Here is a 26,964-nt window from a genome sequence, read left to right as displayed (position 1 = left end):
GCCATCAGTTTCATGCCGACGCCGAAGGCGTAGACGAGATAACGGACAGCAAAGTCCTTGGTGAAGGAGGATCCGCCAAGCCCGAGCATGATCATGCCGGCAAGCAGGCCGACATACATCTCGACCATGACCGAGACGAAAATTGCTGCGACCAGCGAGAAGCAGATGACGACGACACCCATCGCCAACACGGCAGCAATCGCCAATGCATTGTCCTCAAATACGCCGAATTGTGCTTGCTGCGACATTTGCGAGGCAACCCGAATTCCGGCGTCGAAGACTTCAGCAGGCGACGCCGATCCGCCGCCGGCGCCAATCTGGAAGAGGCTGTCGACGACCGCTCGCGCAAAGGTCGGCCCTTGAGTGAGAACGAAGGCGAAGAAGCCAATGAACATGATCCGCCGAACAAGCTCCGCGAACCAGCTATCGAGCGATGCAGCCTGAAGCGCCAGCCAGACGGCGGCAATGCCCACCTCAATGGTCGCCAGGATCCAGAAAAGAGATTTTGCAGCATCCATGATGGTGGTTTCCCACCCCTTCGCGGCGGTCGAGACCTGATTTTCCAGTTCGGTCAGGACTTGTCCCTGTTGGGCGAAGGCTGGCGCTGCAAAGACGAGGCAAAGGAAGCCTGCGATCAGGAGTGACCGTTCAAGATTAGATCTCACCATCTTGGACGCATCTCCTGGCCATCCTTGATCGGCGGCAGTTCTTTGTTCGAGCCGAAGAATTTCTCCCTGACGGCGCGTCGTTCTTCAGTGAGCGGGGGCTTCGTGGTGTCTCTGGATTTGACAATCAGCACCGTCGCCGCAGATGAAACAGCGGCAACAACCACAAGGAAGGCGATGGCGACGGCGCGGTTCACCAGCGGGGCTCCATCTTCTGACCTGCCGGGATGGTCTTGACTTCGGCGTTGAAGAATTTCTCCCGCCGGGCCTGGGCCAGGTCCTTGTCGGTTTGTTCGGTCTGAAGCCACGTCCCCATCATCGTCATCTGCTGGGAGACGAGACCGCGCAGCTTCTGCATCTGCGCCACCTGTTGCGCGGCGATTTGGTGACCCACTTGCAGGGCCTTCATCTGGCCATCTGATGTCTCGGACATCGACCGTAGTGAGGACATCGTACTTTCCTCGCTGTCGAACTGGTCGGCCGTCAGGTTCGCTGCCTTCAGCGTGCTGGCGATGGTTTCGCGGTTAGTGTCGGACCAGGTCTGGTAACTCGACGAGAATTTCTCGGTGTTGGGCAGATTGGTCCTAAGGCTCGAATAGCTTTGGAAGCGCTGCTGCAGCACGTCATCGGCGTTGCCCATGGAAAACGAAATGCTCTGGCCCTGGTCGACGATGCTGCGGAGATGATTGAGGTCGCTTTCTACCTGTCCCCACATATGCGACGGGAGGGTCGCGGTGTTTTGCAGCAAGTTTTGGTAGATGTTGAGCTGCGTTTCGATCTGCTGTGCCAACTGGCTGATCTGGGTGAGCTGGTTCTGGATTTGCTCGCCGGATTGGCCAACAAGGGAAACGAGCTCGCCATTGTTGAGGACCTGCGTCCACTCGGTCGCAGCGCCGGTGGCGGTTCCGGCCTCGGCGGGCTTTGCTTCGCCGGTAGCCACCACGAACGCCGCCAGACCAGCGAGCAATCTATTCGAAGTTAAGCAACGATGCGGCATCGTGGACTCCTTTCATTTGAAGCCAGTGGATCGGCCAGTCGCGGCCGTGTTCGGAATAGAGGGCGCGGATGCGCTTGAGGTCTTCCTTGCCGGATGCGCCGACGAAGCTAAGCGCCAGCGGCCCGAGCGCCATATCGAACAGCCGTCGGCCTTCAGGAGTGACGACGTAGTATTCGCGCTTGGGAATCGCGTTCGAGACGATCTCGATCTGCCGCTCGTTGAATCCGATCCGGTCGTAGAACTCGCGAGTTCCAGGCTCTCTGGCGGCACCATTCGGAAGGCAGATCTTTGTTGGGCAGGATTCCTTCAGCACGTCGATGATCCCGGAGCGTTCGGCGTCGGAGATCGACTGTGTGGCGAGCACGACGGCGCAGTTGGCCTTACGCAGCACTTTCAGCCATTCGCGTATCTTGCTGCGGAACACTGGATGGCCGAGCATCAGCCAGGCCTCATCCAGCACGATCAGGCTGGGAGCGCCATCGAGGCGCTTCTCGATCCGCCGGAACAGATAAGTCAGTACGGGCACGAGATTGCGTTCGCCCATGTTCATCAGTTGTTCTATCTCAAAGGTCTGGAAGGCACCGAGCGTCAGACCGTCTTCCTCGGCGTCGAGAAGCTGTCCCATTGGACCATCAACGGTATAGTGATGCAGCGCGTCTTTGATTTCACGCATCTGCACCCCACTTGCGAAGTCGGACAACGATCTTCCGGGCGCGCTGACCATCAACCCGATCTGGCGGGAAATTGCATTGCGATGATCGGGGGTGATGGTTACGCCTTGCAGGTCCACCAGCATCTCGATCCATTCCGTGGCCCAGGCCCGATCGGTTTCGCTGGAGAGGTCCGAAAGCGGGCAAAAGGCCAGCGCCTTTCCTTTTTCTTCAGAGCCGCCACCAATCTCATAGTGATCGCCGCCAGTGGCGAGCGTCAGGGGCAGGAGCGAGTTTCCCTTGTCAAAGGCAAAGATCTGGGCGCGTTCGTAGCGTCGAAACTGCGCCGCGATTAGTGCCAGAAGCGTCGACTTGCCCGATCCGGTCGGTCCGAAAATGAGAGTGTGACCAACGTCGTCGACATGAAGATTCAGCCGAAACGGTGTCGACCCACTCGCGACCTGCATGAGCGGTGGCGAGTCCGGCGGGTAAAAAGGGCACGGTGCAACGGGGTTGCCCGACCAAACAGAGTTCAGTGGGATGAGGTCGGCGAGATTGCTGGTATTGATCAGCGGCTCGCGCACATTTGCGTACCAATTGCCTGGAAGGCTTCCGAGATAGGCGTCGGTTGCGTTGAGTGTTTCGATCCTCGCTCCGAAGCCTTCGGCCTGTATTAGCCTGCGTACCGCCTCCGCCTCCTCCTGCAAGGCTTCGCGATCACCGTCGAATAGAACGATAACCGGGGTGTAATACCCATAGGCGACCAACTGCGAGGAGGCTTGCGCGATAGCGTCCTCGGTCTCGGCCACCATGCTCATGGCGTCCTGATCGATCGAACGACTTTGCGTCTGGAATAGCTGGTCAAAGAACGGCCGGACCTTTTGCTGCCATTTCTTGCGGGTGCGCTCGAGCTTTTGCCGCGCCTCCTCCGCATCGAGGAAGATGAAACGCGATGACCAGCGATAGCTTAGCGGCATCAGATCAAGGCTGTGGAGAATCCCCGGCCAGCTCTCTGCCGGCAGTCCGTCGATCGCCACCACACCCAGGTAGCGGCTTTCCACCTTTGGCGTTAGCCCATGCTTGAGCTCGGCTGTCGCGATCCAGTCGAGATACATGGGAGCATCCGGCAGCCGGATTGGATGGTTTTCGCCCGTAACACAGAAGCGAACGAATTGCAGCAGTTCGTCATAGCGAGCGACCCTCTCCCCGCCCCTCTCGACGACCTCGCGCGTTCCCATTCGCCGGATCGAAAGGGTGTTGGCAAAATACTGCTCAATCTCCCGGACAGCGTTCTTGAAGATGAACAGCACCGTGTCGGCATAGGTCTTCTTGCGGCTCTCCTCGTCCGAGTAGATGTATCTGCTGAGGGCCGTCTTTTTGGGCTCCAGGGGCCGATAGGTGAGGATAAGAGCGTGCTTGCTCTCGAAATGCCGCTGATCTCGCGCAAAATGCGCCCGGCGCTCGGCATCAATCGCCCGGGTGACCGGGTCCGGGAAGTGGCACCCGTCCTCAGACGGATAGTCAACCGTCGGAATACGGATCGCTTCGACCTGGATCATCCACCCGTTTCCAAGACGCGACAGAATGGCGTTGATCTGTCGCGATAGCTCATTGCGTTCCAGATCGGTGGCACTTTCGGTGTCGGGCCCAGCAAAGTACCAGCCAGCCATGAGGCTGCCGTCCTTCAATAGCAGGACGCCATCGTCAACCAGACCGGCATAGGGGACGAGATCCGCGAAGGATGGTCCGGTTGCCCGGAACCCTTTGAGAGCGACCATGCAAACCTCCTCAATACCGCCGCCACGGCGAGGTGGTCGCCTTGTAGTAGGGCTTGTAAGAAATGTGCCGGAAGTAGACCTGACGCATCAGCGGGTCCGCCTTTGCCATCATTCTCAAGAGCCCGACGATGACGATCCAGACGGCAACCCCGAAGAGCGCGGAATATATTGTCAAGACCACAAAGATCAGGATGACCGCGGCGAGACCTGTGAGCAGGACCAGTTCCCGGTCCGCGCCCATCAGCAGATTCGGACGCGAAAGTGCACGGTGGATGCGGTTGTGTTTTAGACGGGACAGGGACTCAACCATGAGCCCCCTCCCCTACTCTGCTTCGGCTGAAGAATGTGGTTCGCTCGTCCGATGCTCCAATCGAGGCGCCCGTCGCGCCGAACAGGCCGATGATGTTGGTGGCACCGAGCAGGATGCCCGCCACCAGCACGATATACACCAGCCGTCGCGCGAAGTCGTTCAGTTCTCCCCCAAAGATGAGCATGCCGCCAGCAATTGCGACCGCTGCAAGTGCAATAGCTCCCGCGACCGGCCCGGTGATCGACTCCTGGATTTGCTGCAGCGGCCCTTCCCAGGGAAGACTGCCGCCCGAACTGGCGAGCGCCGGCGCGACGCAGGCGAGAACGATGTGCGCCGCAAGGAGTGCGACGGCGATGACGGCATTTCTACGCGACATTGCGCGCCTCCTTCTCTTCTGTAAGCTGGTCGGATTCGATTTCGTACTGGCCGCCCGCGAAGCGCTCGACCTGAATGACGTCGCGGACGCGCCGCCCGCGCGGGGTCCGTTCTATGGAGACGACGAGATCGACCGCTTCTCCGATCACCTCATGCATCGGCTGCTGGCTGGCTTCGGCGGTCAGCTGCTCGAGACGGCGGAGCGCCGACATCGCTGTATTTGAATGGATAGTCGCCACGCCACCCGGATGGCCGGTGTTCCACGCCTTGAGTAGTGTGAGCGCAGCGCCGTCGCGGACTTCACCGACCACGATTCTGTCGGGCCGCAGCCGCATGGTGCTCTTCAGCAGCCGCGCCATGTCAACGGTATCGCTGGTGTGGAGAAGGACGGCGTTCTGGGCCCCGCATTGAATCTCTGCGGTGTCCTCAAGAATGACGAGCCGGTCTTCTGGTGCGCTCTTCACAATCTCGTCGATGACAGCATTCGCGAGCGTCGTTTTGCCGGAGCCAGTTCCCCCGGATATGATGATGTTGAGCCTGGAGGAAATCGCGCTGCGGATCGTCGATGCCTGGTACTCTGTCATCACGCCGGAGCGCACATACTCGTCGAGCGGGATAAGACGCGACGCACGACGACGAATAGTGAAGGCAGGCTTGGCGACCACCGGCGGCAAAAGACCTTCAAAGCGGTGGCCACCGATCGGCAGCTCTCCGGAGATGATCGGCTGTTCCGTGTCCACCTCTGACTGAAGCGCATGGGCAACGGTACCGATCACCATTTCCGCCGCGGCCGACGACATCTCACCGGCCGGCGCGACGCCGTGGCCGAGCCGCTCGATGAAGAGCTTTCCGTCCGGATTGAGCATGATCTCGACGACCGTTGCATCGTCCAGCGCCACGCAGAGATGATCGCCGAGCGCCTCCTGAAGTTTGCGGACAAGCCGAGGGTGAGAGCGAAGCTGGTTCACCGATTTCTCCTTACGCTGCCTTGCAGAGGGGGGTGCATTCAGATCGGTAGTTAGATGGGCGGAGTTTTTGAAATGTGCCGGCGTCGGCGGGTAGGATGCCCGCCACGGCCATCGTTACGCCGATCTTCTTCGGCTCCCCCAACCGCTGCAGCGGCCAGCCAACACGAGCGAGGATCCGCTCGAAGCGGAGATCGGTCACCGTGACGATTTCGGTGAAGCCATTCGCCATGCACCATTCAATGATGCCTGCGAACATCGTCAGCGTTGCCTCATGTACCGAGCCGGCTCCCTTGCCCTCCCCGAGACTAGTGTCGACGCAGAAGCGGGAGCTTTCGATCATCGCGGAGTGCGCGTTGAGCTGGCCATTCGGAAGTAGCGAGGAAAAGACGTCCGTCACCATGGTCGGGCCAAGCGCCGGAAGCAGCCTCGCGCACCCTGCCACGTCACCGTTGTTCGAAATTGCGAGGATGTAGGTTGGCATCAGCGCGTCAAAAGCGTCTGACTCCCGACCGTCAATAACGTCAACGTCCCAGCCCAACCGGGCGGAAAAGATCCGGGCGCGCAATTGGTGATGCATGTGGAGGAGCCGGGCTTCTTCGTCATTCCGTGGCTTCGAGATCGCGAGAATCTGCATGAATTTCTCCGTCGTTGTTGGTCGGCGGTGAAATCAGCACGGATCGGAATCGGTTGGCAGTTGTAGAATCCTACAAAGCCAAGCCGAGATAAGCGGGCAATGCGGAAAGGGCTTGGTCATTCGGATGGGGATATCGCTGCCTTCGCTCGCACCGCGCCGAGCCGCCTCAATGGGGGTGACGGCCGAGTGTCAGCATGGGCGACCCTGTTACAACTCGGTTCGAGGCTCGGTTGGCTGCCAAATGCTTATTCTGCGGGTCTCTGGCATTAAGAAGATGGCGAGCACGAAACACACGGCAGGAACGGCAATTGGGTAGATCAGCGCGTACCCGATACTACCTGTCGCTGCGAAGGCCGCCGAGGTTATGAACGGCACCAGTCCGCCACCCCAGCCGTTTCCGATGTGATACGGCACTGATACCGACGTGTACCGAATCCTACCGGGAAAATATTCCGCCAGAAACGCCCCAACCGGTCCGTAGACCATGCCGACATAGCAAACGAGGATGAAGATGATGAAGATTGCGATCGGATAGTTGATGCTCCCAGGCTGCGTGACCGCACCGAGCCACAAATACAGCGGGTAATAGGTGAGCGCGGCGAGCAGCATTCCTCCCAGGATCACTGGCTTGCGGCCGATTATGTCGGAAAGCCAGCCAAAGAGGATTAGGCTCGGCGTTGCAAGAAGCAATGCCGCTCCGACGATGTAGGCGGAGTTCAGCGGATCCACTTTGGAGACCTGCTGCAGAAAGTACAACGCCCAGAACTGTCCGCTGTACCAGACCACGCCCTGTCCAATAAGCACGATGGTGGCGATCCCCACATATTTAATGTTGGAGCTGAGAAACGCTTCCCTCCAGGGATTTTGGGTCATTTGCCCCTTGGCCTTGATCTCCTGGAAGATTGGTGTCTCCTGGAGCTGGAGCCGAATGTAGATCGCGATGCCTACAAGCAGGAACGACACCAGGAATGGAACGCGCCACGCCCATGCGTCGAAAGCTTCACTGCCAAAATAGGTTCGCGCCGCGATGATCACCGCCAGCGACACCACGATCCCGAGAGTCGGGGAAGTCTGAAGCCAGCCTGTATAGTAGCCGCGGCGTTCGTCGGGGACGTGCTCGGCGACGTAGGTGATGGCGCCGCCATACTCGCCGCCCAAGCACAAGCCCTGGATCATCCGCAAGCTGAAAAGAAGGAAGGCAGCGGTCAGACCGATCGACTCATAGGTGGGGATTAGACCGATCGCACCGGTGCCTAACCCCATTCCCGTCAGCGTGATGAGGAATGTGTATTTGCGGCCGACCCTATCGCCCATCCAGCCGAAGAGGAAAGCGCCAAGTGGGCGGATCAGGAATCCTGCCGTGAAGAGCGCAATCGTACTCAGCAGCGCCGCAACCGGGTGTGATTGCTCGAAGAACTTGACGGACAGAACCGCAGCCAAGCTCCCGAAGATATAGAAGTCATACCATTCGATGATGTTTCCAACCGATGCGGCAACGATCACGCGGCGGAAATCCGTCGGGACTTGAACAGCCATGTTGCTTCCTCCCGTTTCAAGACATGGCTCTCAGTAATTTCCTATAGTTTACCACGAAAATCGCTTGGCCAAAATCGAGCAGTGCTCGCGAAACGCGGCATCGAGCCACCAGGATTAGCATTGAAGACGAAGGAGGGCCCCGTGAAACAACACTCCCGCTTGGCGATGCCGAGCCGCTCTTTTAGAGTTCCAGGGTGCGGGCGTCATTCTAAGCGCTTTGCTCACCAATTTCCGCTCTCCACTGGTGGCGGACCGAGGAAGCGTCCGCCCTTCGAAAGCCGGCTCTGAATCCTGTGCCTTGAATGGAGCCCAACCGAAGACTTCGAATGCTTCGGCAAGCTTGCCTCATACGCTCTTACCGCTAGTTATTCGCTTGACCAGGAGATGAGTGCGGTGATGATGGCGTTGTCGCGTAGAGGCCTCTTGCTGGCGGCTGCTATCTCGGCCGCTACTGCGCGCATGTCATTCACGTTGGCAGGGGAAACGGCTGTGGCGAAAAAGGTCGTGCTTCTGGGCGATTCGGTGTTCGACAACGGGGCTTACGTCGCCGGCGGGGCAGACGTCCTGCAGCATCTTGTGCGTCGGCTGCCGGCGGGGTGGTCTGCCTCTTTACTTGCCGCTGACGGCAGTCTGATGGAGGATGTGCGTCTGCAACTGCAGCGCCTACCGACCGATGCCACCCACCTGGTAGCAAGCGTGGGCGGCAACGATGCACTCCGCGTTTCCGAGGTCTTAAACGCTCCCTCGCGGTCGGTCGGCGACGCACTGCTCAGGCTCGCGGCCGTAAGAGAGCAGTTCTGCTCAAGCTATTTCGATATCCTAGATACCGTACTAGCCGCCAAACTTCCGACGGCCATCTGCACGATTTACGACGTACGCTACGCCGACCCCGACCAAAGGCGTGTTGCGGTCACGGCCCTCTCGATCCTTAATGACTGCATTACTCGTGCAGCCGCCGAGCGAGGGGTTGCGCTAATCGACCTCCGCGTTATCTGCGACGAGGATAGCGATTTCGCCAATGCCATCGAACCGTCCGAGAAGGGCGGCGGCAAAATCGCTTCCGCCATCGTCTCGTTTGTTGCCCCGAATCCATCACCAGGTGGACGCGGCGAACTAATTGTACGCTGATTTCGACATCGAGCCCAATTCGGCGAATTGGGCTGCGGCTTGGCTCGGCTTAGACGCCGCGGGTCCTTGCGCTCACTCTGCTCGCAACTTCGCAGCGCCGGCACGCTCGTGACCGGACGAGGTAGCGGGGTGTACTTTGGCTCAACGCGTCCTACCGCCAACCTTGTGACAAGCCCCCTGAATGAACTTGAGTTGCGCGCGCGACCGACCCGAAAGCGCTAAAACTCAGCCACTTTGCCCCAGGCGGAGCCTGTAAGACGCTCCGGTTTGTAGGGAATAGGGTCGACAAGGGGCGTTTGTCCGGTGATGACATCTGCGATCAGATGACCGGCACCCGGGCCGATTCCGAAGCCATGTCCGCTGAAACCGGCCGCGAGAATGAAGCCGGGAATGTTGGGGACCTCGCCGATGGCCGGCACACCGTCGGGCGTGCTGTCGATATAGCCGGCCCATCTTGAGGCGATTTTCGCCTTTGCGAGACCTGGCAGTAAGTTCCGGGCCCGGCGGAGAACTTCGGAAATCGTGCCCTCGTCGACAGCCGGATCGAGAATACGCATGTGTTCCATCGGTGTGCGCTCATCGAGCCGCCAGCGTCTGAGCGTTTCATGTCCCGAGCGCCAGCCCTCGACCCCGCCCGGTGCCAGATTCCGCCAGCGGCGGGCAAACATCGGTACGAAATATCTCGCGAACCGGAGTTGCTGTGCCGTAACGTCGACCCTGGCGCGGCCGCTGATCGCCAGGGTGTAACCGCCATCGGCACGCCGTGTCGTGGAGACCTCCGTCGTGTGGAGAGCATCCGGCAGGCCCTCGACAGGTTCGACGGACAGAATCGACGACCGGACCGAAGCCTGGGGGAAGCGCACACCCAGGTTGTTGCAGAATGACGAGGCCCAAGCGCCACCGGCAAGGACGGCGACCTTTGTCCGGATTGTCCCTTTCTCGGTGATAACGGCGGAGAGTCGGCCGCCACTCGTCTCAATGCCGCGAGCTGCGCAATTCTGGAGTACAACGCCGCCCGCGCTGATGATCGCGCGCGCCACCGCAGGCGCTGCCTTGGACGGATCCGCGGTGCCGTCAGACGAAGAAAAGACACCGCCTTTCCACGGCTTCCCCGTGGCTTTGCCACGCTCGGTCGCCTCCGTGGAAGATAGCATGAAGGTGGTCACACCCGCCGTGCGGGCGAAGTCCCGCCAGCGAGCCCAGCCCTCCAACTCCCTCTCGTTGTTGGAGAGATAGAGAAGCCCGCAGCGTCGGAAGCCGGTGTCCTCTCCGGTCTCGGCGGCGAACCGATCCCAGAGATTAAGGCTCTTGGTGGAGAGTGGAAGTTCGCGGGCATCGCGGTTCTGTTGCCGGCACCACCCCCAATTGCGGCTCGATTGCTCGGCGCCAATAAGCCCCTTTTCAACGAGAACTACCTTGAGACCGCGGCAAACGAGATAGTAGGCCGTAAAGACGCCGACGATGCCGCCCCCGATCACGACCACATCTGCGGCTTGGGGCTGGGAGTCCGTGGTTTCTACGAGAACGAGCGGGGCAGGCATGGTCATCTCCGTTGAGGCAAATCCATACTATTGCGGGCTCCGCCAAAGTGGCGCGCTGAATCCAGCGTTCAACGGAATAATGTTCTGCAATCGATGGCAAGTATAACCATTTATGCTGGCTGGATGTTTCCAAGCGAAAATGGACAAGGTGGGAAGCTGTGTTATGCTCTCTGGCATAATCTGCTGAAAGGCGGGCCCGAAACGGCCCCGGGGAGACCGCGTGAAGCTCGACCGCATCGACATCAAGATTCTCTATGAATTGCAGAAGAACGGCCGGATCACCAATGTCGAGCTCGCCGAATTAGTTCATCTATCGCCGAGCCCTTGTCTGATGCGGGTGAAAAAACTGCAGTCGGAGGGCTATATCGACGGCTATTCCGCCCATATTAACACCGCCAAACTCGGTCAGACTATAACGGTATTCACCGAAATCACCTTGAAGAACCACCGGCAGGTTGATTTCGCACGCTTCCTGTCGACTGCCGAAAAGATTGATTCGGTCATCGAATGCCACCTGGTTTCAGGTGGGTACGACTATCTGATCAAGTTCGTCACCAGCGGCATCGCCGAATATCAGGAGATCATGGAGCGTCTCATCGACATGGATATCGGCATCGACCGATATTTCAGTTACGTCGTGTTGAAATCGCCGATCGTCAAATCGCACCTGCCGCTGACCAGCCTATTTCCCCTGTGAGCCGGCAAAAGCCAGCAAAGTTCGAGTGGCGCCTCCCGAGCAAGGCTTTTCCGAGCTGCCGGAAGTAAACAACTCGCTCCCGCATCAAGCCATGACCAACCTGACGTCACTGTCTTCCATCGTCTGGTCGAGTGTCTTCCGGGTGCGGGCGACAATCGCATCGATATCGCCATCTGTGCAACAAAGCGGCGGCGCATAGCCCAGCACGCCATTGCCGAAGGCGCGGATGATGAGGCCGTTGTCCCACGCCCGGTCGAAAATCCGACGGGAAGGATCGGCCGTGGCCGGAAGCGGCGTCTTCTTCGTCTTGTCGGTGACGAGCTCGATCGCCGCCAGCATGCCGCGGCCCCTGATGTCGCCTACGAGCGGATGGTCGGCAAGGCCCTGCAGCCCCTCCATTAGGCGCTTGCCGGCCTTGCGGCCATTTTCCAGAAGCCCGCCCTCGTAGAGGCGCAAAACCTCGAGCGCCACCGCGGCACTCACTGGGTGGGCTGAATAGGTATAGCCATGCCCCACCAGGGAAGTGCCAGCGCCGTCTGCGATCGTGCTATACACGCGCTCGGTCATGAAGACCGCGCCCATCGGCACATAGCCCGAGGTCAGGCCCTTGGCGACTGTCAGGAAATCGGGAACGACTTCGTCTTCGCTGCAGGCGAAGAGCGGGCCGGTGCGGCCGAAACCGGTGATCACTTCGTCGGCGATGAACAGGATATCCAGTTCGTGGCAGAGGTCGCGCATCGCCTTCATCCAGCCCCTGGGCGGCACCAGTACGCCGCCCGAGCCCTGGATCGGTTCAGCATAAAATGCCGCCACCCGCTCCGCGCCGATCTCCTCCACTTTCTGCCGCAACGCCTGTTTCGAGGCAGCGATGATCGCTTGCGGATCGGGGCCCACGGGATTGCGGTAAGTGTAATGCGAGGGGATCTTGTGCTGCCAGTCGAAGGGGATGCCGAAGCCGGCATGGAAGGCCGGAAGAGCCGTCAGCCCGGCGCCGACCGTCGAAGAGCCATGATAGCCCTGTTCGAGCGATATGAACTGGTCTTTCTGCGGGGTACCCTTGGCGTGATAGTAATAGCGGATGAACCGGACAGTGCTGTCGATCGCGTCGGATCCGCCGAGGGTGAAATAGACATGATTGAGATCGCCAGGGGCCCGCTCGGCAAGCGCCGCGGCAAGACGGATCCCCGGCTCGGCGCCGAGGCCAAAATAAGCGGTAGCGTACGGCAGTTCCCGCATCTGCCGCGCGGCAGCCTCGACGATGCTGTCATGACCGTAACCGGCATTCACGCACCAGAGGCCCGCGAAACCGTCGATGAGCTGGCGCCCGGACATGTCGGTCACGGTCGCACCAGAAGCAGAGGACAGGACGCGTACGCCGAGCTTTTCGTGGGTACGATAGGAGGCGACCGGATGTACGAGATGGGCGCGGTCGAGTTCGATAAGGGAGTTGCTGAGCATCTTTGTCTCCGATTCAGCCGAAAGCCTGATTGGCCAGGGCAAAGGTTTTTACACGGGGAGAAGGATTGACTTGGCCGCCGCGCTGCATTGCCGTCGCTCCGCCGACATGGATAAGTCCACGTTCGGCCAACCACTGCGACAAGCCCAAGTCCTTGGGTGTGTCGATGCGAAGAAATCTGTCGCCTCGAGCCGCTATTTGGAACAAAATGAGCTTTTTGGCATCATCGGCATTCTCCGCCACCACGGGACCGATGACCTCACCGCGGCCGAATGGGCGCGTCGCCGAGAAACCTGCGACGTGTCCGTCGCGCCGGATCACCGCAAACCGCCCGACATCCTTCATATAGAAAATCAGCTTGCTGCGATCATCGCCGAAGGCTGCCCTGTCCAGGGCAGCTATTTGCGGGAGATCGCCGGATTGCATCCATTCGACATCGATCGGCGCTTCAACGGCCGCACAGATGCCCTGACATTGCAGAATATCTCCAACTTGGCGAAAGCCCATCTTCTCATAAAGCGGCAGGCCTTCCTGGGTCGCAACCAGTCTGCATGGCACTCCGTGAGCACCATCAAGACCCGCTTCCATCAGTCGGCGGCCGAGGCCACGTCCGCGTATGGCTTCAGCAACGATGACCATATTTATCGTGGCGCAGCCTCCGAAGACTGTCGTGAGTGTAGTGCCGACGACCTTTTCATTCTCCAGCACGACGACGCCTGTGCTCATTGCAAGTGCCGTTTCCCAATCCTCCAGCCTGTGTGGCCAACCGGCCTGTCGCGAAAGCGCCAACGCGCCTTCGAGATGTTCGGTACCAAACGGAACGATGTCGAGTTGGGTCATATGCATTGCCTGGATCCCTGCTTCTTCACAGGGAAGAATAACGTCGCCTGAAAAGAAGATCGTCCCGACAACCGGAGACGGGCGACATCTTTGACCGTGTTGGCGAGCGCTCACCGCATCTTATGCTGATAGCAAATCTTCGAATGGCTCGGTGCCACAACGGCTGGCGGGCGCAACTCTCTGCCAAATATCGAGGAAATACGAAAGATTCTGCTTCGCATCGTGGCATCTGCGGCCAGTTGCTCTGCATAGCCCCCGGTAGAATGACCTATATCGAAGGCGCCTCGGCATAACCAAGGACCACTCGATGATACGATACCGACCGAATGCACTACCTTAAATTACTGGAGTGTTCTCCTCTCATGTTCATGTCGGCACTCCTTTTCCAGAACAAACTTGATCGTAGACGCGAGCCGATCAACGGCTATGTCGAGATCAAGAGCATGGCAGACCATTCCGGCGTTGTCGGCCTCTAGCGGAGCAAGGCGATGAAGTTCGAATCCTACTGGCACGACACCGCCCCGAAATTCGCAGGCGCCTGCAGTGGCCCCGTCGAAGGCCATTATGATGTTGCCGTGATCGGCGGCGGCTTCACCGGCTTGGCCGCAGCACGGCAGCTCGCGAAGTCCGGCGCGCGCGTGGCCGTGCTGGAGGCGAACCATATCGGATGGGGTGCATCCGGCCGCAACGGCGGGCATCTCAACAACGGGCTTGCCCACAGCTTCATCGCCGCCAAGGCAGAGCTTGGAAAAGAACGCGCGGTGGCGCTTTATCGAGCTCTCGACGACTCCATCGATACGATCGAGAAAATCGTTGCTGAGGAAGCCATCGATTGCGACTTCCGGCGCGCGGGGAAGCTGAAGCTCGCTTCAAAGCCTCAGCATTTCGAGGCGATCGCCCGCAATTTCGAAGCGGTGCATCGTGAGGTCGATCCGGATACCGCCCTGCTGACGCCGGATGATCTCAGGACCGAGGTCGGCTCTCCCTTCCATGGCGCAATGCTCTCAAAGAAGAGCGCGATGATGCATATGGGCCGATATGTCGTTGGATTGGCCAAGGCGGCAGCACGGCATGGCGCGACGATATTGGAAGACGCCCATGTGACGCGCCACACCATATCGGGCCCGAAGCACCGACTGGAGACGGCCCGAGGTGAGGTGACCGCCGACCATGTCCTAGTCGCAACCGGCGCCTATACGTCCGGGGCCTCCTTCAACTATTTCCGGCGCCGCATCATCCCGGTCGGCAGTTTCCTCATCGCGACCCGGCCTTTGACCTCGGCGGAAGTGGCAGCCACGATGCCGGGCAACCGCACCTGCACCACCTCGATGAACATCGGCAACTATTTCCGCCTGTCGCCCGACAACCGGCTGATCTTCGGCGGGCGCGCCCGCTTTGCCGCGACGTCGGACCAGCGCTCCGACGCAAAGAGCGGCGCCATATTGCGCGCCAGCCTCGCCCAGATCTTCCCGCATCTTGCCCATGTGGAGATCGACTATTGCTGGGGCGGCCTGGTGGATATGACCAAGGACCGCTATCCCCGCGCGGGCTATGTCGACGGCGTGTGGTATGCGATGGGCTATTCGGGCCATGGGGCACAGCTCTCGACGCATCTCGGGATAATCATGGCCGACGCCATGCTGGGCAAGGCTGACCGGAACCCGCTCAAGGGCCTTGAATGGCCTGCTGTGCCCGGTCATTTCGGCAAGCCCTGGTTCCTGCCGCTGGTCGGGCTCTACTACAAGACCCTCGACCGATTTCAGTAAGGCGGCCCTCCTCCCCTGCCGCCAATTGGGGCGCGGATCTCTCGATCCGCGCCTTCTTTTTCACCGCTGGAATGGATGGAAGCACTGCAAGCAAGGATGCAGCTCAAAGCCAAGTTGGGGGCGCTTGAGCACTTGAGTGGCTCCTCAGAGAAGGCGTTCGAGCACTGCCTTCGCAATCGTCTCAGTCATATGCCTTCCGGGAATGGTGCCAATCCCGGCCTTCGTCGTCGCTTCGATCGCCGCCATGACGCGCGCCGCGGCGGCACGCTCGCCGAGATGGTCGAGCATCATCGCGCCCGACCAGATGGCGGCGATCGGGTTGGCGATACCGAGATACGCGATGTCGGGTGCTGAGCCATGGACCGGCTCGAACATGGAAGGCGCGGTGCGATCGGGATTGATATTGGCCGAGGCCGCAAAGCCGAGCCCGCCCTGGATGGCGGCGCCGAGATCGGTGAGGATATCGCCGAACAGGTTGGAGGCGACGACGACGTCGAGCGTGTCCGGTGCCATGACTATGCGCGCCGCCATCGCGTCGATATGATAGCTCGTCACCTCGACGTCGCGATATTCAGCGGCTAGGCTCCGGGTCATCTCGTCCCAGAACACCATGGTATATCTTTGGGCATTGGATTTGGTGACCGAGGCCAGCTTGCCGCGTCGCGCGCGCGCTTGCTCGAAACCGAAGCGCAGGATGCGTTCGACGCCTTTGCGGGTGAAGATGGCGGTCTCTATAGCCACCTCGTCGGCCGTTCCTTGATGAATGCGCCCGCCCGCGCCGGAATATTCGCCTTCGGTATTCTCGCGGATGCAGAGTATGTCGAAGTTGTCGCTCTTCAGCGGGCCGGAGGCGCCGGGCAAGAGCCGGTGCGGGCGGATATTGGCATATTGGGTGAAGGCCTTGCGGATCGGCAACAGCAGCCCGTGCAGCGACACGGAATCCGGCACCTCCGCCGGCCAGCCGACGGCACCAAGCAGGATGGCATCGAAGCGTCTGAGCGTTTCTATGCCGTTTGCCGGCATCATGGCCCCTGTTTGCTTGTAGAAGTCGCAGGACCACGGGAAGGTCGTCCCCTCAAGTGTAAAGCCCGATGCCTTGGCGGTCGCCTGGAGGACGTCCCAGGCGGCCTCAGTGACTGGTTTGCCGATGCCGTCGCCCGGCAGTAGCGCGATCGAGTAGGTCTTCATGTGTGATCCTGGAGGTTGATGAGCACGCTCTTGCTCTTGCGGTTGGCGTGATAGGCTTCGCGGCCGAGGTCCTTGCCGATGCCGGAACGCTTGTAGCCACCGGTCGGCAGGATATGGTCTCGGGAGCGGCTGTAGCGATTGACCCAAACAGTGCCGGCCTGCAGCCGTCGCGTCATGCGGATGGAACGCGAGAGATCGCAAGTGAAAAGTCCCGCCGCCAGCCCGTATGTCGGGTGGTCGGCGAGTGCGAGGGCCTCCTCTTCATCCGTGAAGCTCTGCACAGTCAGCACTGGGCCGAAGATTTCCTCCGTGACGGCCGGGGAGGTCTGGTCGACGTTCGACAGCAGGGTTGGGCCGTAGAAATAGCCGTCAGTTTCGAGGCGTTTGCCACCGGCCAGGCATTCGGCTCCAGCCTGACGCGCCGCCTGCACGATGGCATCGATACGGGTGATCTGGCGCTCGGAAATGATCGGCGAATAGTCGCTCGTCTCGTCCCAGGTCGGGCCGGGTCGGATTGTCGCCATTTGTGACAAGATCGCCTCAATCAGCGGCTCCATTACGGATTGCTCGACGATGATGCGCGAACCCGCGACGCAGGCCTGGCCGGCATTGACGAGGATGCTGTTGGCGATGGCATTGGCGGCAAGCGTCAGGTCGGCATCGGCAAAGACGATCTGCGGGCTTTTGCCGCCGAGCTCGAGCGTCATTGGCTTTACGCCCGTCCTCGCGATATTCGCCATGATGGCTGACCCGGCCGCAGTCGATCCGGTGAAGCTGATTTTCGCGATATCCGGATGACCGGTCATCGCCTGGCCGGTGGTCTGCCCGTCGCCGAGCACGATATTGATGAGGCCCGCCGGAATGCCGGCCCGAACGGCTAGTTCGGCGAGGTAAAGCGTCGAGAACGGCGTCATCTCCGAGGGCTTCAATACAATGGCATTGCCAGCGGCAAGTGCGGGCCCCAGTTTCCAGCCCGCCATGGAGAGCGGAAAATTCCACGGCGTGATAGCGCCGACGACGCCATAGGGCTCGGTCAGGATCATGCCGAGGCACGAGTCATCGGTCGGGACGAGATCGCTGCCTTCCTTGTCAGCGAATTCGGCGAAGAAGCGTATCTGCTCGGCGGTGACCGCGACATCGCCCCCAATGAGCTGGCCGATCGGGCGCGTGGAGGAGACGGCTTCCAGCCGGGCAAGGGTTTCGCCTTCGGACTCGATCAGGTCCGCCCAGCGATGCATGGCATTGGTGCGTTCGCGCGGGCGGCGGGTGGACCAGCTGCTTTCGCGGAGCGCCGTCTTGGCAGCGGATACGGCTTCGTCGACAAGGCCGTCATCGGCTACGGGGCACTCGGCATAGACGACGGCATCGGAGGGGCGGCGCATGGGCAACCCACCCCCGGCATCGATGTAGCGCCCGCCGATGAAATGGCCTTTCGGCAACTGAATTGTGTCTGGATCAAAGCTCAGAGCCATGGCCGTGTCCTTGGATGATATTGGCGAGGCCACACGAGGCCTACTATTCCACTCAACAGGCTCGTGCGGTCCTCATAAAAAGTGGTCGACGGTGCGGTTACATCACCGTCACATAGATCTTCCTGACCGTTTCGATGGTGCGCCAAGTGCCGGTGAAGCCCGGCTTCATGACAAAACTGTCGCCCGCTTTGTATCTAACCGGCTCGCCTTCATCCGGTGTGAGCTCAACGACGCCTTGAAGGATATGGCAGAACTCGAAGGTCTCGCCCTTGATCGAGCGGGTGAGACCCGGCGTTGCTTCCCAGACCCCGGTATGGACGAGCCCATCGCGCGCCACATCCTGGGCCCACGTCTTGAACGAGGGATCGCCAGAGATCAGCCGCTCGGGGAGCGGTTTGGATTCGCGCGGGGCCTCTGTGCTGTTCGGGTCGATGGTCTTGAGAAGGGACATGATTTCTCCTTGCTGTCCTGCTGTGGTTCAGTACCCGCGGCTGCGATCGACCAGTCCGATCGGGACGAGGCCGGCGCGATGGCGCTTGACGTTCTCGATGACCGCACGGGCCGCGGTGTCCGGCTGTGTCACGCTGGCGATGTGCGGCGTGAGCATGATCTTGGGGTGCCGCCAGAACGGATGTTCGGGCGGCAGAGGTTCCGGCTCGGTGACGTCGATCACCGCCCCGGACAATTGATGCCTATCGAGCGCATCTATGAGGGCATCATGATCTAGCTGTGCGCCACGACCGACATGAACGAGCGATGCGCCGGGCGAAAGGGCCGCAAAGAGCTGCGCATCGAGAATGCCGCGGGTCTCCCCCGTGAGCGGGAGAAGGCAGACCAGAATGTCAGTCTCCCCAAGAAAGGACGGCAGCGACTCGGCGCCATAATGACAGCGCACTCCGTCGATCCGGCGTGGGGAACGGCTCCACCCGGACAGCGGAAAGCCGAATGGCGTCAGCCGCTCGATGACCGCTTGCCCGAGCATCCCGAGACCGAGCACGCCGATCCGGCGGTCTGCCGCCTGCCGGGCGGGCAGGGCTTGCCATCTGCTTTCGGACTGCTGCGCAAGATATGCCTTGAGATTGCGGTGAAGCGATAATACGGCAAGCGTCACATATTCCTGCATCATGCGCACGATGCCGTCTTCGACCATCCGGACGAGCTTGACCTCAGTCGGAAGGGTCTCGATCCGGAATTGATCGACGCCGGCACCGATCGAAAAGACGATTTCGAGATTTTTGAAGCGGTCGAGATCCGGCGGTAAGGTCCATGTCAGGACGTAACGGACATCATCAGGATCAACCTGCGTCAAATCCATAATGAAGGGGAGATCGGGAAGGTCGCGGGCGAAGGCTTCGGCGAAGATGCGCCCTCTCTCTCGATCGGAATTGAACCAGAACGCCATTTGTATGCCTCAGCTTCGGAGTGTTTCAGCGAGTCGCTCGATCATTGTCTGACACGCAACGAGTTCGTCGGTGCGAATGAATTCGTCGGCGCGATGGGCCCGGGCGATATCGCCCGGGCCGCAGATGATCGCGTCGATGCCGGCCGCCTGATAAAGCCCGGCTTCGGTGCCGTAGCTTACGGCGGCAAGCGTTTCGATACCGGTCAGTTGTTCCATCAGCCTAGCAAGTGGCGCATCGGCGGCGAGCGACAACGCGGGGTAGCAGCTCAGAAGATCCCACTTTGTTTCAAAGCCTCGCTGCGCAAGCGCGACTGCGGCAAGCCTTACCGGCTCGAGGAGATCGGCGGGTGTCGCTCCCGTGATCGCCCGGGCCTCGATTTCCGCCGTGAGGAAATCCGGAATGATGTTCACTGCTTGCCCGCCAGACACAGTTCCGACCTGGAGCGAGGAATAGGGTGGCTCAAAGCTTGGGTCCAATCGGCTGCTCCGGAGTGCCTCTCCCGTACGAACGGCGGCAAGCAGGACGCAGGCGAAGGCATGGATCGCATTTAGACCCTGATCGGGCCGCGACGAATGACCGGATCGTCCGCGAATCTCAACTCTTGCAGCGGCCTTTCCCTTATGGGCGCGGATCGCACGCATGCCACTGGGCTCGCCGATGATCGCTCCGATCGGCTTAGCGCAAAGGTCAGGCAACTGGCGGATCAGATGGGGCACACCCCGACAGCCGGCTTCCTCGTCATAGGAAAATGCAAAGTGTAGGGGGCGTGCGAGCGGCATTTCCACGACCGCGGGGAGTGCGGCCAATGCTGCAGCGAGAAAGCCCTTCATGTCGCTCGTCCCCCGGCCGAAGAGCAAATCGCCATCGGACCTCAGCGTGAACGGATCGGATGTCCAGTTCGACTCCAGGGCGGGAACGACATCCATATGTCCAGAGAGAATGTAGCCGGGCACATGATTGGGGCCGACCGTTGCGAAGAGGTTGGCGCGATCGCCTTCCGGTCCCCGCAGTACCGTCACCCTGGCACCGCAGCCTTCGGCAAAATCCCTGATCCATGCAACGATTCCGTCATTCGGCGTGCCGACGACGGAGGGAAAACCGACCAGCCGGTCGAGTATTTCCTTGGCGTTCATCGCAGGTCTCCTTGACGTAAGCTTCCAGCCGCGCTCTGATCTCCACAATATCGCCAACTGGGGCCATATCCTGCCGAACGCTCCGTCCGGATTAGCAAAATCTATCGAATCGCCGTATTCCGAAGCAGGATGTTTCGTGCGGGCGCACCCCCGCGCCAACGGCGGGCGATCTGCTTGACTAGCGACTCCGCTGCCTGCAATCGCGACCATTGCGGTGCGAATTCCGTGCGGATACAACTGGGATCATGGAGGGGTTATTCCGAGCCGGTCTTGTATATATCGGCAAGATCCGGCAGGTCCCAATTGCCACCGGTCAGAACCGCACAAACCTTTTCATCCGACCTGATTTTTATGGAGCCCGCGAGCAGTGCTCCGATGCCGATCGAAGCCGCGGGTTCGGCGATCAGCTTGGCGTCCTTAGCAAGTGCGCGCATGCCTGCGATGATGTGCTCGTCTTCGACGAGAATGATTTCATCGACGTATTTCTCAATTATTGGATACGGGTTCTGACCTGGAACGCTAATTCTCAGGCCATCGGCAATCGTGTTCTTCAGAGGCAACGAGGTGCGCTGCCTGTTGATCCGACTATGATAATATTTCGGCGTCAGAGCAGGCTCAGCACCGATGACCCGAACCGACGGTTTGGTTTCTTTGATGGCGGTCGCAATTCCCGAGATTAGCCCTCCACCGCCCAAGGGAACAATGACCGTGTCCACGTCCTCCAGATCGTCCAAAATTTCACACCCGATCGTTCCCTGGCCGGCCATAACAATGGGATCCTCAAAACCGTGGATGGTCGCATAGTTGTTTTCTTGCGCGATCTCGTAGACCTTTTTCCACCTGGCGGCGGTGTCGCCGTCAAAGAGGACCACCTCCGCGCCGAGTGCTTCCGTATTGGCAATCTTAATCTTGGGGGTTGTTGTCGGGAGCACCAGGATGACTTTCACGCCCAGCATCCGGGCCGCATAGGAGAGCCCCTGAGCATGGTTGCCAGAGGAACTGGCTATGACGCCGTTTGCCATCGCCTCCCTTGGCAGGGAAAGTGTCTTGTTTAGAGCGCCACGAATTTTGAAGGCTCCGGTAATCTGAAGCGTTTCGGGTTTGAGATAAAGCTCGCAGCCAACAGCTTGCTCGATCTTCTCTGCACGCAGCAACGGAGTGTGTCTGATGTGGGGCGCCAATCGTTGGCGGGCTTCTTGAATGTCCTGAATAGTGGGATGGTTTAACATGATGCTGCTCGCCTTAGTAGGTTGCGTTCCCTCGAGGCACAGGATGGTCTAGGTCGAAGATTGATTAATCTTCCGGGTCAGATCGCAAGATAACGTAATCGTCCCGCTGGGACCTTCCAGCTCTTTAAGAATAAGCCGTGACCGAGGTCAGGATTCGAAGAATTCGAAGAAGGTCCCGACGCTTCTTTCTATCGCGTTGCTATAGATCTTCGACGCGGTCGTATTGTCTTGGATGGCCATTCCTGTGGAGTCGAAAATCGTCACTTCTTGATCGTTTTCCCTTCCTGGCTTTTTGCCGAGCAATATCTCTCCAATTTCGCCATGGATCCCGTCCTTGGTGATGATATGCTTGTCGAGCGGATGCCATGTTTCGCCCTTGTCGCTGCACTGCGCGATCGAGTCCACGACGACTTTGGCACTCCTGAATATCTCTGGATCCAGTTCCTGTTTGCCACGTTGATCCGTACCGATGGCGACGATATGCGTTCCGGGTCTTATCCAATCGGCTTCCACGAGCGAGCCCTTCCCGCGTGTCGTCGTAACGAGGATGTCGGCCTGCTCGACCGCATCCTTCTTGGAACGCGCGATGACGACCGGAATGCCGAATTCGTTTTCGATATCGATTTTGAAGCGGGAGAGCGTATCCGCGCTATTGTCCCAAGCATGGATCTCTTCGATACTCATGACCTCCCGGATCGCTCGGATCTGCATTCTGGCCTGATTTCCAGTCCCGATCGACGTGATTCTGCGAGCATCTTTCCTCGCCAGCACCTGTACGGAAACAGCCCCCGCAGCGCCGGTTCTCAAGCCCGTGATCAGGCTGCCGTCCATAACGCAGATCAACGCGCCATTTCTGGCGTCGAACAGCAGAATGGTCCCCATCCCGTTAGGTACGCCAAATACAGTCGGATTGTCGACGAACCCTCCCGAAGACGTCTTCATTGAAATAAGTTCATTGCCTTTGTAGTAGCCGAGCTTGAAATCGATTTCGCTACCGGGCGACGGGAGATGCATTCCTATATAATCGGGTTGCTCCACCTGATCACTGTTGAAGGCTTTGTATGCCTCCTCGACGGCACCGATGACGTCCTTCATGCTGATCAATCTGCTGACTTCTTCTTTCTTGAGAAGCAGGGTTTTCACGAACTTTCTCCCGTCATTGGCACGAAGGTAAAACGTTAGGTTGGGCCCGCGAACTTAAGCCAGCCCGCCGATATGGAAGCTCTTCATCTCCAGGTATTCCTCAATGCCTGCCTGAGCGCCTTCGCGTCCGAGACCAGATTGCTTAACGCCGCCGAAGGGAGCCACTTCGGTCGAGATCGCACCAGTGTTGAGGCCGATCATACCGAATTCCAGCGCCTCGCCCACGCGCCAGGAGCGCTTCAGGCTCTCTGTGTAGAAATAGGCCGCGAGGCCAAACGGTGTCCCGTTGGCAATCGCAATCGCCTCCTCTTCCGTCTCGAAACGGAACAACGGGGCAACAGGGCCGAAGGTCTCTTCGGTGGCCAGTAGCATGTCGGTCGTTGCGCCGGTGAGGACTATCGGCGTTGCATATTGCTTACCGTCCACCAACGAGCGGCCGCGAGCCGCAATCTGAGCACCCTTTGCAAGCGCATCTTCAACGTGACGATCAATTTTCTCTATGGCCGCAGTGTTGATCATCGGACCTATGTCGATGCCGGCCTCGATTCCAGGGCCGACTTTCATGGCTTTGACCCTGGCGCCGAGCTTCTCGGCAAAGACGTCATAGACGCCGGTCTGCACCAGGATGCGGTTGGCGCAAACGCAGGTCTGGCCGCCATTGCGGAACTTCGAGGCGATGGCGCCCTCCACGGCGAGGTCAAGATCGGCATCATTGAAGACGATGAAGGGCGCGTTTCCGCCGAGCTCGAGGCTCAACCGCTTCACGCTGTCCGCGGCGCCGCGCATCAGGAGCGAACCGACCCGCGTGGAGCCGGTGAAGGAGATCTTCCGCACCGTTTCGTTCGCCATCATTTCATTGCCGATCTCGGTCGGCATGCCGGTGACGATGTTGATTACGCCGGCGGGAATGCCCGCACGCTCGGCAAGGACACCGAGGGCGAGTGCCGAAAGCGGCGTGAATTCCGAAGGCTTGATGACAACGGTGCATCCGGCCGCCAGGGCGGGCGCGACCTTGCGGGTGATCATGGCATTGGGGAAGTTCCAAGGTGTGACGATCGCGCAGACGCCGACCGCCTCCTTCAGTACGACGATCCGGCGATCTGCCGTAGGCGACGGAATAGTGTGGCCACCGATGCGACGGGCTTCCTCGGCAAACCATTTAACGAAGGAAGCACCATAGCGAATCTCGACGCGTGCTTCATCGAGCGGCTTGCCCTGCTCGAGCGTGAGGAGCGTAGCAAGATCCTCGAGGTTCTCGATCATCAGCGCATGCCAGCGCTCAAGCAGGGCGGCGCGCTCGGCGTGGGTCTTCTTCTTCCATGTCGCGAATGCCTTGGCTGCCGCGTCGATCGCAGCACGTGTCTCAGCCTGCCCCATATCTGGGACGGTACCTACGGACGCCTGAGTGGCCGGGTCGATGACATCAATCGTCTTTGAAGAGGTGGCTCCCACCCAAGAGCCGTCGATGAGACCGGCTTGCCGAAATAGGTCCTTATCGTTCAACTGATGCATGCTGTTTCTCCCTTCGATCAGTCATTACTTTAATGCCATGCTTCTTCGTTCCATCCCGAGGGCCGTCAGCCCGGCCGAACGCCGAGATGGACGGACGGCAGCTGCAGCGGTCGGAGGACGATTTGATGAAGCCGTCGTCCTGTTCGACATAATCCTAGCGAGGAACGGAAAGCAGAATGCGTCGGCCTGGGCTGCCTGGACGAAACAAAATGATGTGGTTGGCTGCTCAGCAGTCGTTTATTCGGAGCGCATTCTAACGGGAGCAGACTCACAATCTGAAGAGCACCGCCGGCGTCAACGGCGTGCTCGATAGAATGCTATTCGATCCTGGATCCGGTAACCTTGGATGATGGCAGGCATGAACCAAGGATTGCCACTGTAGAGAGGAATTGACGCGGGCGGCCGAAAATCGAAAGCCGAACGGGCCTGCTCTGTGTGACCCAGAAGTTTGTGAGCAGCGCGCGTTCCCACCCACGGCGCCCAGACCACGCCTGAACCGCAGAAGCCAGTCGCGTAAACGACCCCTTCCCGCTCGAATATCCTGGGAAGCATGTCGCGATGCATGGCAACGTTGCCAAACCAAGTGTGGGACAATTTGACGTTTTCCAGCTCCGGAAACAGGTTGACGAGGCCGTTACGCAGATAGAGCTTGGGCTCAATCGGATCGCCCCTTCGTGAGCTGTCGCGGCCGCCGAGTAGAATGCGCTTTCCGTCCGGCGTGGGCCGGTAATAGAATCCAAGCTTACGGCCTTCCGTCATCGTCATCTGCTTCGGCATCAAGCGCGCCATGACATCTGGTGCAAGCTCTTCCGTTACGATGATGCGGCTTCGGACCGGCACCAGCCGGCGACGCAGATAGGGCACTGCGCCGTCTGTGTACCCGTCCGTGCAGACGAGAACTTGGCGAGCCCGCACCGTGCCTGCGGAGGTCGAAACCAGGAAGGCCGAACCATCCCGTTCGATAGAGCTCACACGAGTTCCAGAATGGACGGTCAACCCGGAAGCAAGCGCCACGCGCAACAATTCGGCATGGAATTTAGCCGGGTGCAGTCCACCGATATCCATTCGCACCATGCCGCCGCGATAGAAGTCGGTGCCGATATATTTGCCTTGTTCGCGGTAGGGTACACCATATGCTTCAATGCCGAGCTTTTTCGCCAGGACGTCAGCGCTCCGGGCCGTCTTCTCATAATCTTCGAATCCGACGACGCCTTTGAATTGACCCACAAGCCGGAAATCGCAGTCTAGCCCTTCAGTTTTGATCAGGTTGTAGACGAATTCACGTGCGATCTTGCCCTCGGTCTCGATCGCGATCGCCTTCTCTTCGCCAAATCGCCGAGTGATTGTCGCGTAATCCGGACGAATGCTTCCGCTTGTGATCCCCCCATTGCGGGAAGACGCACCCTCGCCGGGATTCATTGCGTCAAACGCAGCTACCGACCTGCCTGCGCGCGCGAGAGTCAGGCCCGCGGACAGCCCGGTATAACCTGCGCCGACGATCAAGACATCCAGGTTCTTGGCCAGCGACTGCTTCGGCAAGGGTCTTACAGGCGCCGCCTCCCACCAATATGGAGTATCCTTTTCGGCAATCTTATATTCTTTCATGAGCTCTGCTCTTTCGCTGTTTTGACCCGAGCCGGGAAGGACAAAGTTGTCAGCTGTGGTCGCCCCGCACATCAAGCGCGTCACGCAGACCATCTCCGATAAAATTGAAACTGGTGACGGCGATGGTGATTGCCGCGCCCGGAATGATCGCCAGCCAAGGCGCGGTCCCGAGATACTGCTGTGCCCCATTCAACATGTTGCCCCAGCTCGGAAGCGGCGGCTGGATGCCGTAACCCAGGAAGCTGATATACGCCTCCATCAGGATGGCCCGGGCGATGGTCAGGGTCGATGCAACAATGATCGGACCAATCGCATTCGGGAGGATTTCTCGAAACATGATATGCTTAGCGCTCAATCCCAGCATCCGTCCGGCCTGAACGAATTCCCGTTCGCGGAGCGAGCGAACCTCGGCCTCGACGATGCGCGCCACTTCCATCCAGCTGCTGGCGGCGATAACAACGGTGATCATGATCGCGCTTGGTTTGAGTGCCGCGGCAAGCGCAAGCACGAGGAAGATCGAAGGGAAGGCGAGGAAACCGTCCACTGTGCGCATCAGCGCCGCCCCGATCCAGCCGCCGCGATATCCCGCGATCACGCCAACGATGGTCCCGACCAGAGTGGACAGGAGCATTGCGGAAAAGCCGACGAGCAGCGAGATACGGCCGGCCATGAACAGTCGCGCCGCGATATCCCGGCCAAGAGGGTCGGTTCCGAGGTAATGATGACCAGTGAACGGACCAGCGAAGCGCGCACGCAGGTCGATATAAAGGGAGTCATAGGGGAGAATGTACGGTCCAAGCACGCATGCGAGCGTCAGAGCCACGATCATCGCCATCCCCAGCAGTGCGAGATGATGGCTCATGAAGCGGCGTGCAGCGCGGCTGTTCCACCAACGGTCCGACCCGGGATTTGCAGCAATAGCGGTCATAACGAGTGTC

General features: G+C 59.7%; 25 protein-coding genes. 3 read left to right on the top strand and 22 right to left on the bottom strand.

The features are described from left to right. The 9 genes from trbL to ACTJKL_RS24155 form a co-directional block, all read right to left on the bottom strand. Window positions 1-668, bottom strand: a 668-nt coding sequence (gene trbL / locus ACTJKL_RS24195; protein ID WP_440854010.1) for a P-type conjugative transfer protein TrbL, incomplete at its 3' end; no start/stop codon positions are given. Beyond that, window positions 662-862 carry an entry exclusion protein TrbK gene (gene trbK, locus ACTJKL_RS24190; protein WP_440854009.1) on the bottom strand — a complete coding sequence of 67 codons (201 nt, stop codon included), beginning with the start codon at window positions 860-862 and terminating at the stop codon, window positions 662-664. The genes trbL and trbK, both read right to left, overlap by 7 nt. After that, on the bottom strand, window positions 859-1,662 hold the full coding sequence (trbJ, locus tag ACTJKL_RS24185; RefSeq protein ID WP_440854008.1) for a P-type conjugative transfer protein TrbJ: 804 nt from the start codon (window positions 1,660-1,662) through the stop codon (window positions 859-861). The genes trbK and trbJ overlap by 4 nt, the downstream gene beginning before the upstream one ends. After that, on the bottom strand, window positions 1,634-4,090 hold the full coding sequence (locus tag ACTJKL_RS24180) for a conjugal transfer protein TrbE (RefSeq protein ID WP_440854007.1): 2,457 nt from the start codon (window positions 4,088-4,090) through the stop codon (window positions 1,634-1,636). Before ACTJKL_RS24180 ends, trbJ begins: the two co-directional genes overlap by 29 nt. Window positions 4,091-4,100: 10 nt before the next feature. Next, complete coding sequence (locus tag ACTJKL_RS24175; RefSeq protein WP_324765103.1) at window positions 4,101-4,400, bottom strand: conjugal transfer protein TrbD; 300 nt, start codon at window positions 4,398-4,400, stop codon at window positions 4,101-4,103. Continuing rightward, window positions 4,393-4,776 carry a TrbC/VirB2 family protein gene (locus tag ACTJKL_RS24170; RefSeq protein WP_324765102.1) on the bottom strand — a complete coding sequence of 128 codons (384 nt, stop codon included), beginning with the start codon at window positions 4,774-4,776 and terminating at the stop codon, window positions 4,393-4,395. Before ACTJKL_RS24170 ends, ACTJKL_RS24175 begins: the two co-directional genes overlap by 8 nt. Next, window positions 4,766-5,743 (bottom strand): P-type conjugative transfer ATPase TrbB, encoded by a 978-nt coding sequence (trbB, locus tag ACTJKL_RS24165; RefSeq protein WP_440854006.1) that lies wholly within the window; start codon window positions 5,741-5,743, stop codon window positions 4,766-4,768. The genes ACTJKL_RS24170 and trbB overlap by 11 nt, the downstream gene beginning before the upstream one ends. Window positions 5,744-5,753: 10 nt before the next feature. Then, window positions 5,754-6,377, bottom strand: coding sequence for an acyl-homoserine-lactone synthase (traI, locus tag ACTJKL_RS24160; RefSeq protein ID WP_440854005.1), 624 nt, complete (start codon window positions 6,375-6,377; stop codon window positions 5,754-5,756). A 207-nt stretch (window positions 6,378-6,584) separates the two neighbouring features. After that, on the bottom strand, window positions 6,585-7,913 hold the full coding sequence (locus ACTJKL_RS24155; RefSeq protein ID WP_379939715.1) for an MFS transporter: 1,329 nt from the start codon (window positions 7,911-7,913) through the stop codon (window positions 6,585-6,587). A gap of 489 nt (window positions 7,914-8,402) precedes the next feature. Here ACTJKL_RS24155 and ACTJKL_RS24150 point away from each other — a divergent pair, with 489 nt between their 5' ends. Beyond that, complete coding sequence (locus ACTJKL_RS24150) at window positions 8,403-9,041, top strand: GDSL-type esterase/lipase family protein (protein WP_324765098.1); 639 nt, start codon at window positions 8,403-8,405, stop codon at window positions 9,039-9,041. A 218-nt stretch (window positions 9,042-9,259) separates the two neighbouring features. Here the strand turns inward: ACTJKL_RS24150 and ACTJKL_RS24145 are convergent, their stop codons facing one another. Continuing rightward, complete coding sequence (locus tag ACTJKL_RS24145) at window positions 9,260-10,582, bottom strand: NAD(P)/FAD-dependent oxidoreductase (protein ID WP_324765097.1); 1,323 nt, start codon at window positions 10,580-10,582, stop codon at window positions 9,260-9,262. A 220-nt stretch (window positions 10,583-10,802) separates the two neighbouring features. Here ACTJKL_RS24145 and ACTJKL_RS24140 point away from each other — a divergent pair, with 220 nt between their 5' ends. After that, window positions 10,803-11,279, top strand: coding sequence for an Lrp/AsnC family transcriptional regulator (locus ACTJKL_RS24140; protein WP_102762975.1), 477 nt, complete (start codon window positions 10,803-10,805; stop codon window positions 11,277-11,279). 84 nt (window positions 11,280-11,363) lie between these two features. Here ACTJKL_RS24140 and ACTJKL_RS24135 read toward each other — a convergent pair whose 3' ends face one another. Together ACTJKL_RS24135 and ACTJKL_RS24130 are read right to left on the bottom strand one after the other, a co-directional pair. Beyond that, window positions 11,364-12,737 carry an aspartate aminotransferase family protein gene (locus ACTJKL_RS24135; RefSeq protein ID WP_440854004.1) on the bottom strand — a complete coding sequence of 458 codons (1,374 nt, stop codon included), beginning with the start codon at window positions 12,735-12,737 and terminating at the stop codon, window positions 11,364-11,366. Between the two features lie 13 nt (window positions 12,738-12,750). Continuing rightward, a complete protein-coding gene (locus tag ACTJKL_RS24130) occupies window positions 12,751-13,581 on the bottom strand; it encodes a GNAT family N-acetyltransferase (RefSeq protein ID WP_440854003.1) in 831 nt (276 codons plus the stop codon). 482 nt (window positions 13,582-14,063) lie between these two features. Here ACTJKL_RS24130 and ACTJKL_RS24125 point away from each other — a divergent pair, with 482 nt between their 5' ends. Beyond that, complete coding sequence (locus tag ACTJKL_RS24125) at window positions 14,064-15,341, top strand: NAD(P)/FAD-dependent oxidoreductase (protein WP_338280538.1); 1,278 nt, start codon at window positions 14,064-14,066, stop codon at window positions 15,339-15,341. Between the two features lie 144 nt (window positions 15,342-15,485). On the opposite strand, the gene ACTJKL_RS24120 is transcribed toward ACTJKL_RS24125, so the two are convergent. The 10 genes from ACTJKL_RS24120 to ACTJKL_RS24075 form a co-directional block, all read right to left on the bottom strand. Continuing rightward, window positions 15,486-16,529: a tartrate dehydrogenase gene (locus ACTJKL_RS24120; protein WP_338280536.1), complete on the bottom strand. Its 1,044-nt coding sequence runs from the start codon at window positions 16,527-16,529 to the stop codon at window positions 15,486-15,488. Continuing rightward, on the bottom strand, window positions 16,526-18,001 hold the full coding sequence (locus ACTJKL_RS24115; protein WP_338280534.1) for an aldehyde dehydrogenase family protein: 1,476 nt from the start codon (window positions 17,999-18,001) through the stop codon (window positions 16,526-16,528). The genes ACTJKL_RS24120 and ACTJKL_RS24115 overlap by 4 nt, the downstream gene beginning before the upstream one ends. Before the next feature lie 97 nt (window positions 18,002-18,098). Beyond that, complete coding sequence (locus ACTJKL_RS24110) at window positions 18,099-18,452, bottom strand: cupin domain-containing protein (RefSeq protein WP_102764728.1); 354 nt, start codon at window positions 18,450-18,452, stop codon at window positions 18,099-18,101. Window positions 18,453-18,479: 27 nt separating this feature from the next. Beyond that, a complete protein-coding gene (locus tag ACTJKL_RS24105) occupies window positions 18,480-19,403 on the bottom strand; it encodes a 2-hydroxyacid dehydrogenase (RefSeq protein ID WP_338280532.1) in 924 nt (307 codons plus the stop codon). A 9-nt stretch (window positions 19,404-19,412) separates the two neighbouring features. Beyond that, entirely contained in the window at window positions 19,413-20,537 is a 1,125-nt protein-coding gene (argE, locus tag ACTJKL_RS24100) for an acetylornithine deacetylase (protein ID WP_324765089.1), read from the bottom strand. 254 nt (window positions 20,538-20,791) lie between these two features. Next, window positions 20,792-21,766: a threonine/serine dehydratase family protein gene (locus tag ACTJKL_RS24095; RefSeq protein ID WP_324765088.1), complete on the bottom strand. Its 975-nt coding sequence runs from the start codon at window positions 21,764-21,766 to the stop codon at window positions 20,792-20,794. 147 nt (window positions 21,767-21,913) lie between these two features. Then, window positions 21,914-22,909: an ornithine cyclodeaminase family protein gene (locus tag ACTJKL_RS24090; protein WP_324765087.1), complete on the bottom strand. Its 996-nt coding sequence runs from the start codon at window positions 22,907-22,909 to the stop codon at window positions 21,914-21,916. A 54-nt stretch (window positions 22,910-22,963) separates the two neighbouring features. Further along, entirely contained in the window at window positions 22,964-24,421 is a 1,458-nt protein-coding gene (locus tag ACTJKL_RS24085; protein ID WP_440854002.1) for an NAD-dependent succinate-semialdehyde dehydrogenase, read from the bottom strand. A 294-nt stretch (window positions 24,422-24,715) separates the two neighbouring features. Further along, entirely contained in the window at window positions 24,716-26,026 is a 1,311-nt protein-coding gene (locus tag ACTJKL_RS24080; protein ID WP_102763057.1) for an NAD(P)/FAD-dependent oxidoreductase, read from the bottom strand. Window positions 26,027-26,075: 49 nt separating this feature from the next. Then, window positions 26,076-26,954 carry an ABC transporter permease gene (locus ACTJKL_RS24075; protein WP_275598427.1) on the bottom strand — a complete coding sequence of 293 codons (879 nt, stop codon included), beginning with the start codon at window positions 26,952-26,954 and terminating at the stop codon, window positions 26,076-26,078. Between the last annotated feature and the right edge of the window lie 10 nt (window positions 26,955-26,964).

It is taken from the genome of Sinorhizobium sp. 22678, assembly GCF_052044265.1.
GTDB lineage: Bacteria > Pseudomonadota > Alphaproteobacteria > Rhizobiales > Rhizobiaceae > Sinorhizobium > Sinorhizobium meliloti_A.
Note: the sequence above shows the minus strand (reverse complement) of the source record. Positions and strands in the feature narration are given on the sequence as shown.